This is a genomic window from Microbacterium sp. SORGH_AS_0888 (genome assembly GCF_030818905.1).
In the GTDB taxonomy this organism is placed as follows: Bacteria; Actinomycetota; Actinomycetes; order Actinomycetales; family Microbacteriaceae; genus Microbacterium.
Genome location: NZ_JAUTAZ010000001.1, coordinates 3,264,492 through 3,277,772, shown reverse-complemented (window position 1 = coordinate 3,277,772; position 13,281 = coordinate 3,264,492). Strand labels below are relative to the sequence as shown.

Genomic DNA, 13,281 nt, shown 5'->3' with positions numbered 1-13,281 from the left:
GACACATGCCGACAGTCACCTCTTGGGGGGACCGATGACTCAGACCGTCTCGCCACCGCGCGTCACGGCCAAGGCCTCCGCCCGGCGCCGCCCGGGAGACACGGTCTTCCTCGGGCTGTCCACCGCATCCGCCGTCTCGATCATGGTGATCCTCGCCGGCGTCGCGATCTTCCTGATCATCAAGGGTCTGCCCGCGATCACGGCGAACTGGAGCGACAACGCCGACCTCCTCAACTATCAGAACCAGAACTGGGGCACCTTCTGGAACTACGTCGCCCCGCTGCTGTGGGGCAGCATCTGGTCGGCGCTCATCGCGATGGTGCTCGGGGCTCCGGTCGCGATCGGCATCGCCCTGTTCATCTCGCACTACGCGCCCCGTCGCATCGCCGGGTTCCTCGGCTACATCGTGGACCTGCTGGCCGCGGTCCCCTCGATCGTCTTCGGCCTGTGGGGCATCTACGTCATCCGCCCCTTCCTGCTGCCGCTCTCGGAGTTCCTGAACGCGAACCTCGGCTGGATCCCGTTCTTCGGCGGTCCGGTCTCGACGACGGGGTCAACGATGCTCGCCGGCGGCGTCGTGCTCGCGGTCATGATCCTGCCGATCGTGACCTCGATCACGCGCGAGATCTTCCTCCAGACCCCCCGGCTGCACGAGGAGGCGGCGCTCGCGCTCGGCGCGACGCGCTGGGAGATGATCCGGCTCGCCGTCCTCCCCTACGCGCGGAACGGGATGGTGTCGGCGACGCTCCTCGGCCTCGGCCGCGCCCTGGGCGAGACGATGGCGATCGCGCTGATCATCTCGCCGTCGCTCATCTTCTCGGTGCGGCTGCTCACCGACGGGTACAACTCGCAGACGATCGCGGCCAACATCGCCCTGAACTTCCCGATCGCGACGGACATCCAGCGCTCCGCGCTCATCGGCACGGGCCTCATGCTGTTCGTGGTCTCGTTCGCCGTCAACATGCTCGCGCGCTACATCGTCGCGCGGACGTCCTCGACGGGCCGCGGCTCCGCCAAGCGCGGCGTCAAGAAGGGAGCAGCAGCGTGAGCGCTGCCACATCGACGAGTGCGCCGGTCACGGTCCTCACGAGCGGCCGGCTACCCCGGTACATCGAGCCGGTCGTCCTCGGCGTCACCGCCGTCGTCCTCGCGGTCGTGATGCTCGTGGTCACGCAGGGATTCAACTGGGCCCTCTGGCTCGTCCTCACCGCGGTCGTATACATGATCGCGATCGGCATCGGCTCCTCGATCGTCGAGGGCCGGCGGAAAGCGGTCGACCGCATCGTGCGGGCACTCGTGACCTGTGCCTTCGTGCTGGCCGTCGCGCCGCTCATCTCGACCCTGTGGACCGTCGTGACCCAGGGGATGTCGATGTTCAACCCGTCGTTCATCTTCGGCGTCGGCGGCAACCAGTTCAACCCGGACACCCTCGAGGTCGCCTACACCCCCGGCGCGTGGCAGGCCGTCGTCGGCACGCTCATCATCACGGGGATCGCCGCCGCCATGGCGGTGCCGATCGGCATCCTCGCCGCGGTGTACCTCACCGAGTACGCGCTGCCGAACAACCCGCTGCGGCGCGCGATCACGTTCCTCGTGGACGTCATGACCGGCATCCCCTCGATCGTCGCCGGTCTGTTCGCGTTCTCGCTGTTCGCGCTGCTCATCGGCCCGAAGGCGTTCAGCGGGTTCTCCGCATCCGTCGCCCTGGCGGTGCTCATGATCCCGATCGTCGTGCGCTCGACGGAGGAGATGATCCGGCTCGTGCCGGCCGACCTGCGCGAGGCCTCGCTCGCCCTCGGGGTGCCGCGATCGACCACGATCATCAAGGTCGTGCTGCGCACCGCCCTCAGCGGCATCGTCACGGGCGTCGTGCTCGCCGTCGCCCGCGTCGTGGGCGAGACGGCGCCGATCTTCATCGCCGCCAGCTTCACCGACAACTTCAACGCCAACCCGTTCGACGGCGCGATGCAGACCCTGCCGGTCATGGCCTACACGAGCTACAGCTTCCCGGGAACCGACATCGCCGCCTCGCAGGCACAGGCGTGGGGCGCGGCTCTCCTGCTGGTGGTCCTGGTCGTGATCTTCAACCTCATAGCCCGAATCGTCGCGATGGTCTTCGCGCCGAAAACCCGATAAGCCCGAAGGCAAGGAAGGCCACTCGCGTGTCCAAGAGCATCGAAGTCAACGATCTCAACGTCTACTACGGCGATTTCCTCGCCGTCGAAGGCGTGTCCATCCAGATCCAGCCGCGCACGGTGACGGCGTTCATCGGTCCGTCCGGCTGCGGGAAGTCGACGTTCCTGCGCACTCTCAACCGCATGCACGAGGTGATCCCCGGGGGTCGCGTGGAGGGCGAGGTGCTGCTCGACGGTGACAACCTCTACGGCCCCGGCGTCGACCCCGTGATCGTCCGGCGCCAGGTGGGCATGGTGTTCCAGCGGCCCAACCCGTTCCCCACCATGTCGATCCGCGAGAACGTGCTCGCCGGTGTGCGGCTGAACAACAAGCGCATCTCCAAGTCGGACGCCGACGCGCTCGTGGAGAAGTCCCTCCGCGGCGCGAACCTGTGGAACGAGGTCAGCGACCGGCTCGACAAGCCCGGCGCCGGTCTCTCGGGCGGCCAGCAGCAGCGTCTGTGCATCGCCCGGGCGATCGCGGTCTCCCCCGACGTGCTGCTGATGGACGAGCCGTGCTCGGCTCTCGACCCGATCTCGACCTTCGCGGTCGAGGAGCTGATCGAGGAGCTCAAGAGCCAGTACACGATCGTCATCGTGACGCACAACATGCAGCAGGCGTCGCGTGTGAGCGACAAGACCGCGTTCTTCAACATCGCCGGCACCGGCAAGCCCGGCAAGCTCATCGAGTACGACGACACCTCGACGATCTTCACGACGCCGTCCGTGCAGGCGACCGAGGACTACGTCTCCGGCCGCTTCGGGTGAGCGCCGGATGCGGGGGCTCGGGCCGCCGCATCCGGTTCGCCGCCGCATCCATCCGCTCCTGCGGGGATCGTGGGCGACACGCCGAGGGATCGCCCCCTCGCCCGCGTGCCGTGCACGATCCCCGCAGTTCGGTTTCGACATCCTCTCCTCCCCAGGCCGGGTCTTCTCGGCTCCGATCCACAGTCGGCTGCCGTGTCCCCGATCGGCGTCGCGCCGAGCGGCACGCTGATCCGATGTGCGAGCAGAACGCGACGATCATGACGACAGCCGAGCTGCGACGGTCGGGCTGCTCCCGCACGCAGCTGCGTGCACAACAGGATGCGGGCATCCTCCATCGCGTGCGAAGAGGGGTCTATGCCACTCGCGGCCTCTGCGTCGCGGTCGCCACGGCAGCCGCGCACGGCGGCGTGCCGGCCTGCGTGACGGCGGCACGGCATCTCGGCCTGTGGGTGCTCGACGATGACGACGACGTGCACGTCTGGCTGCGCGGCGACGGACACCGCCACCACCCAGCCGGATGCGGCTGCGTCGAGCACTGGGACGACGTCCCCTCGACCGACACGTTCGGCGTTCCCTCGGTGTCGCGCGTGCTGCGGCAGATCCTCGGATGTCGCGGCGTCGAGGCCTTCTTCGTCGCCCTCGAATCCGCACTCCGTCAGGGGCTCCTCGATCGCACCGGCATCGAGTGGCTCCTCCGCCGCACGAACCGTGACGGACGCGCCGCGATCGCGCTCGCACGTCGCGACGCCGACAGCGGGCTGGAGTCGCTCGTGCGTTGGCGGCTGCGGGAGCACCGCCTGCGGGTGCGCACGCAGCGACGGGTGCACGCTGTCGGCACGGTGGACCTGCTGATCGGCGACCGGCTGATCGTCGAGACCGACGGCGCGGGGAACCACGACGGTCCCTCGCTGCGGCACAAGGATCTCGTGCGGGATGCGAACGCCGCCGCGTGGGGATACGTCACCCTCCGATTCGACTACGCCCTCGTGGTGCACGACTGGGATCTGGTCGAGCGGGCGATCCTCGCCCAAGTGGCCGCGGGGCACCACCTGGCTCCCGGACACCATCTGGCTCCCGACCGCGACTGACGGCGCGCCCGGGCGGCCATGCCGCCGTGCGGCCTCGACGCTGCCGCGGCGGTGCCACCCCGCATCCGCTCCTGCGGGGATCGTGCGCGGCACGCCGGTGACCAGCCCCCGAACACGGCGTGTCGGTCACAATCCCCGCAGCCCGGTCGGCCGACCCGGACCCGGCACGGCCAGACCGGCACGGCCGGACGGGCGCGACGGTCACGGCCCGGCGACCGCCGACGGGCCGGACCACACGGCGGTCGCGCCCGGATCAGTCCCGGGGAGAGAGCAGGTAGGCGTTGATGGATGCCGTCAGCGCGGCGTCGTATGCCAACGGCTCGCCGTCGACGGCCGTGACACCCGCCGCGAGACGCACGCTCGAGAGCAACCACGCGGCATCCGCCTCGCGCAGCGCCGACACAGGCAGCGACGCATAGCCGGTCTCGTAGCCCTGCGTCTCGAGCCACGAGAACAGGCTGAGCTGCGTCGTGCCATGGAGGATGCCCGCTCCCGGCTCCGGGGTCACGAACCGATCACCCTGCCGCAGGACGAGCGACGACGTCGGCCCCTCCAGCAGCACGCCGTCGCTGGAGACGAACACGGCATCGTCCGCCCCACGGGCGTGTGCGGCGCGGATCGCGGCCATGTTGGTCGCGTAGGACAGGGTCTTCGCGCCGAGCAGCAGCCACGGCGCCCGCGCGGGGGCACCGCTGTCGTAGCCGCGGTCGAGCGTGACCACGCGGATGCCGTGCTCACGCACCGCCGCGTTGTCGGGAGCCGTGGACGCCGTGACCCACGCCGTCGGCGCGGGTCCGTGCTCGACCCCGCGCGACAGGATCAGCTTGATCACGCACTCCCCGGGCGGGCACTCGCGGGCGATCGCCTGGACGGCCTGACGCCACTGCGCGACGTTCGGCGGGGGCAGCTGGCAGATCGCGGCGGAGTGGGCGAGGCGCTCCAGGTGCGCCTCGACCTCCTGGGCATGCCCGTCGACAACCCCGATCGACTCGAAGATCCCGTCGCCGCGTTGCGTGCTGAGCTCACCGACGCTCAACGCGGGAGCCGTCGGGTCGATCGGTGTGAGAAGCTCGGCGAAATCGGTGCGCGGATCGTCGGATGCCGCGGGCTCGAGCAGGATCGCATGACGCCAGACCATGGGTCGAGCCTAAGCGGAACACCTCCCCCGCCGCCTCGGTTACACTGGTTCGGCCGGGCCGCAGTAACCCCGGGCTCCATCTTCTGCCGCTGCGAGCGGCCTCGCGCCGAGAGGCGTTCTGCGGCCCGGCGCTTCCATGTCCAAGGCCCTGCGACCGCGCTCCGGCCCGACACGCTCAAACCGCACGGTCACGACGACCGGCTCGCTCATACCGCACGGTCACGACGACCGGCACGCTCAGGCCGTGGGGATCGCGACGATCGGTGTGCTCGTGGGCTGACCGCTGGGCGATCCGCCGGCGGCCTCCACCGTCACGGCGACGATGTCGCCCGCTTCCATCCGCCCCGCCAGCTCGGCCGTCGTCGACGAGCCGGATGCGTCGAACACCCCCGCCGAGACGGGCTCGCCGTCGCGGACGAACCACAGTTCGAACGACTGGTCGGAGGCGAGGGCGGGCAGCCCCTCGGAGACGAGAACGGCTTTGCCGAGGGAGGGCGACCAGTGGAGCGTGGCGTCGCCTCCGCCCGCGACCGACGACGACGCGGTCTGCGCGTCGGGGGCTCTCTCGATCTGCTCGAGCGCGACCACCGCCGCCGGGCGCTGCGTCTGCTGCGCCACGACCGCGACGCCCGCCCCGATCGCGACGACCAGCGCGATGCTGGCGGCGAGCGCGAACCAGAGCCGGCTTGCGCGCAGGGGTCGCGCGGCGCGGCGGGATGCGTCCTCCCGGAGCACCGCGACATCCCCCGTAGGGGTGTCGGGAGATGCCGGAGCCGATCCGTCCTCGACGGGCGACGCGTCGACCTGCGGGGTGACCGCGATGCGGGCCAGGAGGCTGTCGCGCAGAGCCGGGGGCGGCGTCACGGGCGTGACGGCATCCGCCAGCATGGCCGCGGCCTCCTCGTCGTCCCGGCTTCTGTCGACACGGTCGGGGCGCGCGCGCACCGCCTGCTGGAACAGGCGTTCGTCCTCGGCAGAGAGGGCACCCAGCGCGTGCCCGGCCGACAGCTCCTCGAACTCGCGGTCGTTCACGACATCACCCCCATCACCGAACGCAGGCGCGAAAGTCCGTCGCGCATCCGAGTCTTCACCGTCCCGAGGGGAGCTCCCACGAGCGCGGCGATCTCGCTCTGACTGTATCCCCCGTAATAGGCGAGGGTGAGCGTCTCTCGCTGGGCGTCGGGCAGCTCGGCCATCGCACTCGCCACCTTCCGTCCCTCGATCCGAAGCTCTGCTTCCTCGGCCACGCCGTCGTGCGGCACGCCGAGGTCTCGGAAGCCCGCGCGCACGTCGCGATCCGCGCTCGACTGCGCCGACCTCACCCGGTCGACGGCCCGTCTATGCGCGATCGTGAGAACCCACGACCTTCCCTGCCCCTTGTTCGGAGCGAAGCGGGATGCGGATTGCCAGACCTCGAGGAAGACCTCCTGCAGCACCTCCTCGCTCTGTGACCGGTCGACGAGCACACGCAGGATCAGGCCGAACACACGCGGTGAGAGACGGTCGTACAGCTCGGCGAACGCGTCCTGGTCTCCGGTCGCGGTGCGGACGAGAAGGTCGGCGACCGGGTCGGTGGGGTCCGAGCCGATCGCGGACGCGTCCATTCCGTCGATCACCATCCCCTCAGCATGACCGAGATTGCCGCAGCGCATCGCATCCGGCCACGGGGTTGACGAGGACGGCGATGTGCGGCAGTCGCCGCGATGCGCTCGATCCGGAAAAACTTCCCATCCGATCCGACGAGCACGCCGAACAACCTCGTGAAGGCCGCACCGAGCGGCCGACAAACACTCACACCGGAGGTAGTCATGCTCAGCACGAAGACGAAGCTTGCCGCGGGTCTCACCCTTGCCCTGGCAGGAGCGTTCGCACTCACTGCATGTAGCGGTTCCAGCGGATCGACCTCGACGCCGATGTCGTCGCAGAGCTCCGCACCGATGGCCACACAGTCGCCGATGGCCAGCGACGCGGCGGCGGACCTGGTGGGCTCGGGCTGCGCCGCATACGCCAAGGCCGTTCCGAGCGGCGCCGGCTCGGTCGAGGGGATGTCGACGGCACCGCTCGCGACGGCCGCATCCAACAACCCGCTCCTGACGACGCTCGTCTCGGCCATCAGCGGCAAGCTCAACCCGGACGTGAACCTGGTCGACACGATCAACGGCAGCCAGTTCACCGTGTTCGCTCCCGTCGACGAGGCCTTCGCGAAGATCGACTCGGCCACGATCGACTCGCTCAAGACCGACTCGGCCACGCTCACGAAGATCCTGACCTACCACGTGATCCCCGGCCAGATCAGCCCCGACAAGATCGACGGCACGCACAAGACCGTCGAGGGCCAGGATGTGACCGTCTCCGGCAGCGGCGACAACATCAAGGTCAACGGTCAGGCCACCGTCATCTGCGGTGGCGTCAAGACCGCGAACGCGACCGTGTACCTGATCGACACGGTCCTCATGCCCCCCGCTATGTGACGCACGGACACCACGCGGCCGCCGGTTCGGTTCCGACCCACCGGCGGCCGCGTCGTCGACAGGTCGAGGGATCGGCGAGGAGCCGAGGACGAGGAGAGGGTGAGATGGGCGGAAGACGATTCGCGCATCGGGCGTGGGCGGCGCTGTCGGGGATCGTCGCGGCGGCTGTGCTGCTGGCGGCGAGCGAGCTGATCGCGGCGTTCGTGGCGCCTCAGGCGAGCCCGCTTCTCGCGGTGGGATCGTTCGTGATCGACATCGTGCCGAGGCCGCTGAAGGAGTTCGCGATCTCGACCTTCGGCAGCTTCGACAAGCCTGCGCTGCTCATCGGGCTCGGCATCGCGGTCGCCGTCGCGGCCGCGGTCGCGGGGCTCCTGCAGGCCTGGCGGACACCGTGGGGCGCCGTGCTCCTGGCGACGGGCGGCACCGCGGGAACCGCCGCCGTCGCGACGCGCGCCGGCGCGAGCCTGCTCGCCCTCGTGCCTCCGGTCGTCGGCACCGTCGCGGGTGTCGCCGTGCTCGTCCTGCTGGTGGCCCGGCTGCGGCGGTGGACGGATGCGGTGCGCTCGGCGCCCGCCACGGGCTCCGCAGAGGAGGCGGCAGCCGCCGCGGACGCGGTGTCGGCAAGAGGCCAGGGCGTCGACCGCCGCGCCTTCTTCCGCTTCGCGCTCATCGCCGGGGCGTCGGCCGTCGTGATCGGTGCCGGTTCCCGGATCTGGACCGCGACGACCGCGTCGATCGACGGCATCCGGCGCGCGTTGCGGCTGCCGGCACCGCAGCGCACGGTGACGATCCCGGCGGGCGCCGAGCTCGACATCCCGGGTCTGACTCCCCTGATCACCCCGAACACCGACTTCTACCGCGTCGACACGGCGCTCACGGTTCCGCAGGTGGACCCGTCGTCGTGGCGGCTCTCGGTCGACGGGATGGTCGACGAGCCGTTCGATCTGAGTTTCGACGACCTCCTGGCGATGGGGGTCGACGAATACGGCATCACACTCACCTGCGTCTCGAACGAGGTGGGAGGGGACCTCGTGGGCAACGCGATCTGGCTCGGCGTGCCGGTGCGCGACATCCTCGCGCGGGCCAAGCCGCAGGCGGGGGCCGACATGGTGCTCTCGCACAGCGTCGACGGGTTCACCGCGAGCACGCCGCTGGCCTCGCTCACCGACGCGGACCTCGACGCGATCCTCGCGGTCGGCATGAACGGCGAACCGCTTCCGCTCGAGCACGGGTTCCCGGTGCGGATGGTCGTGCCGGGTCTGTACGGCTACGTCTCGGCGACCAAGTGGCTGAACCGGCTGAGCGTCACAACGTACGCGAAGGACGAGGCGTACTGGACCCCGCGGGGATACAGCGCGAAGGCCCCGATCAAGTTCTCGTCGCGGGTGGACACGCCCAAGCTCGGCACGCAGGTGAGTGCGGGGACCGTGCCGATCGCCGGCGTCGCCTGGGCGCAGACGGTCGGGATCGCGAGGGTCGAGGTGAGCGTCGACAACGGGCCGTGGCAGCAGGCGACGCTGTCGAATCCCATCAACGACGACACGTGGGTGCAGTGGATGATGCCGTGGGAGGCGACGGCGGGCACACACTACATCGCAGTGCGGGCTGTGGACAAGGCCGGAAACCTGCAGATCGAGCAGGCGGCGCCGATCGCACCCGACGGGTCGTCGGGGTGGCAGCGCACGCTCGTGTCGGTGTCCTGAGGTCTCAGCTCAGCGAGTCTCGGCGCCAGAGCGCCGCGGCGGCGGTGAGATCCTCGGCGTAGCGGGCGAGACGCAGCGCGCGGGTCGTGAGTCCCGAGGCGCGCTCCGGCTCGGTGGGCTCGTAGTCGTCGGCCACGTGCGTGGCGCCGGCGGCCTGGATGCGGCAGAACGCCGCCGCGCGCTCGAGCGCGATCGCGAAGTCGCCGTCGAACGCGCCGCGCAGGATCATGTCGATGAGGGCGACGAGCTCGTCGGGTCCGGCAGGAGCAGGCGCACCCGCCACGACCTCGTCGACGGAACCGAGCTCGGCGCGACCGCGCTCGAACAGGAGCGCCGCCGACGCTGCGTCGTCGTGGATCATGAGCTGCAGCAGGTAGAGCCGCCACAGCGCACCTGGCAGTGAGCGCGCCGGGGATCGCGACCAGAGCTCGGCGATGTCGTCGATGCCGTGGTCGTCGGTGAACGCCACGAGCCGGTCGACGACGGACGCATCCGGGTCCTGCCGCACCCGCGACAGCAGCGCCGCCGCGGTCGAGTGGGCGACACGGGACACCTCAGCGGGGTCGGAGGCCGCGAACAGCCGGTCGAACAGTTCGGCCGGCCGACGTATCGGCTTATGGAAAGGCCTCGAGTCGTCGGTCATCGTATCGAGGGTACCCGCGCCTCGTCCCCGGCGGTCTCGATGCGCAGATGCGCGCTCGGCGCGGGGACGTGCGCTCGGCGCACGCTGCGACGGCGATAGGCTTGGTCACCTGGGGCCTCTAGCTCAGTCGGTAGAGCATCGGACTTTTAATCCGCGGGTCGAGGGTTCGAGCCCCTCGGGGCCCACCCACCGTCACCCCCCCGGGCGTGACGTCTCGCGTAGTGAGGCGCCAAGAGACCGATTCGCAGTTCGGATGCCCGAGAGGCCTAGGCGGATGCCTTGATGCGGAGGCGGAGCAACCGCCGCCGCGAGATTTGCCATCAAAGATCACGCCCTGTGATACTCCTCTACTCGAAAGAATGGCTCGCCGGCGGAATTACCTCCAGCGTCTTTGCCTGGTGCACAAGTAGAGCCCGGAGCCGCTCCAATCGCCACATCGCTACCGGCGTGAACGCGTCATGCATGAGCCGCAGGATTGGCCCCTGGTGCTCGAAGCGATGGCTGACCGCGCTCACTCCGTGCGCGACCTCGGTAACTTGCCAGATCCCACGTTCGAAGTTCCCCAGCGCGCTCATTTCATAGGTGGCTACGGTGTCAGTGACGGTCTGATAGGTGACGGAGGCGGGCACAAGCCCACGGATGCGTGTTCCGTATGGCTTGCCGGTGACCGCGACCGGGTCCGTCGCGTGAAGAGCCGACAGAGCGGGATTCCATTCATGGATGCTCGCGATGTCAGTAACGGCTCGCATCACCCGGCCTACCGGAGCCGCGACAGTTACCTCTGCGACGTATCTCAGGACTTTCATTTCATCGATCCTTCGGGCCGGAGCGTAGCCTTTCGCGTGCGAGCGGACTTCTGCGAAACCAGCGACGCGACAAGCTCTTCGAGTTGGGGAGCGAGTGCGTCTCGGGTGAACGCGCTGCAGACATACAGAAAGAACAGGTTGGTTCTGCGATCGTGGAAGATCGATGCTGGTGCTCGTAGGAGCTGCGGCGCGTGCTGTCGTCGTGCGTTTTCGGCCTGGATGAATCCGTCGAGGCGCGAACGAACGGTTCTCGGCAGCCAATCACCCGGCCTGACGGTGATCTCCACGAGTCCTTCACCGATATCCGAGGCGCGAATCGCCAGATGCCTCGGGATCTCATCAAGGAAGGCCGACTCAGATTCGGGGCGACCCTTCACAAGGACGACCACCGTGGCACCGTCTCGAGCACGCTTCAGTACCTCAGCACGCTGAGGGGGTGTGGGCCAAATGTCGAGAAGCTGCCACTGAGCGGAGCTGAGACGTGTCCATACGATGCGACTCAGATCGTCAAAAATGACGGCGCCGTGCTCACCCCAGAGGATCGGCGGTGCGGTAGCGGGACGGACCGTCTGCGCAGCGTGAACATTCATCGTTCGTCCTCTGTTTTGGACATTTGGTTCGTCAGAGACGCGATTCTCTCCATGGTGCGAACACGCCGGTATTCGGCGCGAGGCGCGGCTTGGTCGGTCTCAGCCAGGACTCGCCTGAGGGACGCGACGGCACTTGTTGGATCGTTGGCTGCGAGGTAGGCGTCAGCGAGGCCGGATAGGGCGCGCGTATCGCCGCGATTAGCCGAGGCGGTGGCTGCTTCAAAATGGAAGATTGACCTTTCCACTTTGCTACCGAGCGCGCGGGGCACTGAAAGGTGCCAGCGCCCCAAGATGTAATGAGCGACAGATTCGTTGGGCGATTGTCGCAGGATCCGTTCGGCGCGCACCCGGATCGTCAAGGCTTTCAGTGGGAAGAGCGCCTTCGACCCCTGCCCCGCCGCAAGCCCGTCTAGCCGAAGGAGCTGCGTCTCGAAGGCAGGTGTCTTCGGGATGGTGGCTCCGAGGTATCGAGCGATGCGTCTCAGCTGCCGAAGATCTTCTCCGCGAAGCGCCCCTCCCTCGCTAAGTGCGTTAGTGATCAGCCGGTCGAGCTCGCGGACGGTGTTCCGAGCAAGATCACCCGCGGCGCGGCGCTGTTGTGAGGCTTTGCTCTTCAACTCATTAATCGCGACTCGAGCATCAGCCGACAGGGCCGCCGCCTTCATCTGCGCACTCCCCTGTGCGGGGGCTCGCAAGGCCGGCCCAAAGGCCATGTCCAGTCGGCCTCGGCCGCGGAACCACCGGTCGCCGCGCGCGAGGACGGTCTCTGTGCCTGCAAGGCCGAGCGGAATCACAACCACGTCGTTCGCGATCGCGAATCGAAATGCACCGGACTTAAAAGGCAGGAGACTTGTTCCGTCGCCGCGGGTACCTTCCGGATAGACGCAGAGCGCGTCCCCGCTCATCAACACTCGACGCACTTCGCGAAGGGTATCCGGGGTCGGGGCGTCTCGGTCTACAGGTATTCCGTACCAGGCCCGCGCCCACGCTCTGGGTAGCGGCCGCGCGAAACTCTCCCGCTTGGTGAGGAACCATGTTGGTGTTCCGCGCAGCGCTTCTAGGATGATCTCCACGGCAAAATGATCGAAGTAGCTCGTATGGTTCGGTACGAGAATGAACGATCCGGTTGGCGGCAGGTTGTCGAGGCCGCTGATGCTAGCCACGTGCTTTCGCACCAAATATCGAACGTACGGCGCACTGACGGCGCGCACGAAAGCCCCGAGATTCATAGCTGCTCAACCTTGGCCCGGTATCGCTGCAGAAGATCGATACTGGTGATCAGCAGACCCTGCTCGTGAGCAAACTGCTTCAGCGATTCGAGACGCAACATCTCGCCGTCCTCGCCGATGATCTCGACGATGACGCCAGCAGCAGCACAACCAGCCAAGCGGGCGAGGTCGACCGCGGCTTCCGTATGTCCGCGACGCTCAAGGACCCCACCCGGGCGCGCAATCAGGGGAAAGACGTGCCCAGGCCTGCGAAAGTCCTGTGGCTCGCCAGTGAGAGCGAGCTTGATGGTCTTCGCGCGCTCGGCGGCCGAGATTCCCGTGTGCACTCCGTGCGACGGATCCGCGTCGATGCTCACAGTGAACGCGGTCCCCATGTGATCTTCGTTGCGCGAGACCATGGGTGGAAGCTCGAGTTCGAGAGCTCGAGGGGCCGTGAGCGCGAGGCAGACGAGGCCCTTACCCTTCGTGATCATGTAGTTGATCGCCGAGGCAGTCACGTGCTCCGCTGCCATGATGAGGTCGCCCTCGTTCTCGCGATCTTCGTCGTCTACGACGACCACCATCTCGCCGCGCGCGATCGCTGCGATTGCCGCTGCCGGAGAATCCAGCCCCGGGCCGATGTCCTCGATGAGTTCCGTCGCCGTGTTCACGGTCATAGTTGCGCCCCCCTC

14 protein-coding genes and 1 tRNA gene are annotated in these 13,281 nt (G+C 68.4%); 7 read left to right on the top strand and 8 right to left on the bottom strand.

Translation table 11 applies throughout. From position 1 onward, the window contains the following. The first annotated feature begins 34 nt into the window (after positions 1–34). From pstC to QE381_RS16015, 4 genes are all read left to right on the top strand, one after another. On the top strand, positions 35–1,048 hold the full coding sequence (pstC, locus tag QE381_RS16030) for a phosphate ABC transporter permease subunit PstC (RefSeq protein ID WP_307219771.1): 1,014 nt from the start codon (positions 35–37) through the stop codon (positions 1,046–1,048). Beyond that, positions 1,045–2,136 (top strand): phosphate ABC transporter permease PstA, encoded by a 1,092-nt coding sequence (pstA, locus tag QE381_RS16025; protein ID WP_307219769.1) that lies wholly within the window; start codon positions 1,045–1,047, stop codon positions 2,134–2,136. The genes pstC and pstA overlap by 4 nt, the downstream gene beginning before the upstream one ends. Positions 2,137–2,162: 26 nt before the next feature. Further along, positions 2,163–2,942, top strand: a complete 780-nt coding sequence (pstB, locus tag QE381_RS16020; protein WP_307219768.1) for a phosphate ABC transporter ATP-binding protein PstB — start codon at positions 2,163–2,165, stop codon at positions 2,940–2,942. Between the two features lie 233 nt (positions 2,943–3,175). Next, positions 3,176–4,030 carry a type IV toxin-antitoxin system AbiEi family antitoxin domain-containing protein gene (locus QE381_RS16015; RefSeq protein WP_307219767.1) on the top strand — a complete coding sequence of 285 codons (855 nt, stop codon included), beginning with the start codon at positions 3,176–3,178 and terminating at the stop codon, positions 4,028–4,030. Positions 4,031–4,283: 253 nt separating this feature from the next. Here QE381_RS16015 and QE381_RS16010 read toward each other — a convergent pair whose 3' ends face one another. From QE381_RS16010 to sigK, 3 genes are all read right to left on the bottom strand, one after another. Next, a complete protein-coding gene (locus QE381_RS16010) occupies positions 4,284–5,168 on the bottom strand; it encodes an aminodeoxychorismate lyase (protein ID WP_307219765.1) in 885 nt (294 codons plus the stop codon). 237 nt (positions 5,169–5,405) lie between these two features. Then, a complete protein-coding gene (locus QE381_RS16005) occupies positions 5,406–6,200 on the bottom strand; it encodes an anti-sigma factor (RefSeq protein ID WP_307219764.1) in 795 nt (264 codons plus the stop codon). Continuing rightward, the gene (sigK, locus tag QE381_RS16000; RefSeq protein WP_307219763.1) at positions 6,197–6,787 is read right to left on the bottom strand and encodes an ECF RNA polymerase sigma factor SigK; all 591 of its coding nucleotides are present in this window, start codon (positions 6,785–6,787) and stop codon (positions 6,197–6,199) included. The genes QE381_RS16005 and sigK overlap by 4 nt, the downstream gene beginning before the upstream one ends. Positions 6,788–6,976: 189 nt before the next feature. Here sigK and QE381_RS15995 point away from each other — a divergent pair, with 189 nt between their 5' ends. Both QE381_RS15995 and QE381_RS15990 read left to right on the top strand, forming a co-directional pair. After that, positions 6,977–7,639, top strand: coding sequence for a fasciclin domain-containing protein (locus QE381_RS15995; protein ID WP_307219761.1), 663 nt, complete (start codon positions 6,977–6,979; stop codon positions 7,637–7,639). A gap of 104 nt (positions 7,640–7,743) precedes the next feature. After that, on the top strand, positions 7,744–9,342 hold the full coding sequence (locus tag QE381_RS15990) for a molybdopterin-dependent oxidoreductase (RefSeq protein ID WP_307219759.1): 1,599 nt from the start codon (positions 7,744–7,746) through the stop codon (positions 9,340–9,342). A gap of 4 nt (positions 9,343–9,346) precedes the next feature. Here QE381_RS15990 and QE381_RS15985 read toward each other — a convergent pair whose 3' ends face one another. After that, positions 9,347–9,985 (bottom strand): DNA-directed RNA polymerase subunit beta, encoded by a 639-nt coding sequence (locus tag QE381_RS15985; RefSeq protein ID WP_307219757.1) that lies wholly within the window; start codon positions 9,983–9,985, stop codon positions 9,347–9,349. Positions 9,986–10,097: 112 nt separating this feature from the next. Between QE381_RS15985 and QE381_RS15980 the strand changes: the two genes are divergently transcribed. Then, positions 10,098–10,170 (top strand) — tRNA-Lys (locus QE381_RS15980). 162 nt (positions 10,171–10,332) lie between these two features. Here the strand turns inward: QE381_RS15980 and QE381_RS15975 are convergent. Genes QE381_RS15975 through ribB form a run of 4 tightly spaced genes read right to left on the bottom strand, consistent with a single transcriptional unit; the run spans position 10,333 to position 13,266 of the window. Next, complete coding sequence (locus QE381_RS15975) at positions 10,333–10,791, bottom strand: SRPBCC family protein (protein WP_307219755.1); 459 nt, start codon at positions 10,789–10,791, stop codon at positions 10,333–10,335. After that, positions 10,788–11,381: a hypothetical protein gene (locus QE381_RS15970; RefSeq protein ID WP_307219754.1), complete on the bottom strand. Its 594-nt coding sequence runs from the start codon at positions 11,379–11,381 to the stop codon at positions 10,788–10,790. Before QE381_RS15970 ends, QE381_RS15975 begins: the two co-directional genes overlap by 4 nt. After that, positions 11,378–12,610, bottom strand: coding sequence for a lysophospholipid acyltransferase family protein (locus QE381_RS15965; RefSeq protein ID WP_307219752.1), 1,233 nt, complete (start codon positions 12,608–12,610; stop codon positions 11,378–11,380). The genes QE381_RS15970 and QE381_RS15965 overlap by 4 nt, the downstream gene beginning before the upstream one ends. After that, complete coding sequence (ribB, locus tag QE381_RS15960; RefSeq protein WP_307219750.1) at positions 12,607–13,266, bottom strand: 3,4-dihydroxy-2-butanone-4-phosphate synthase; 660 nt, start codon at positions 13,264–13,266, stop codon at positions 12,607–12,609. The genes QE381_RS15965 and ribB overlap by 4 nt, the downstream gene beginning before the upstream one ends. Positions 13,267–13,281 lie beyond the last annotated feature (15 nt).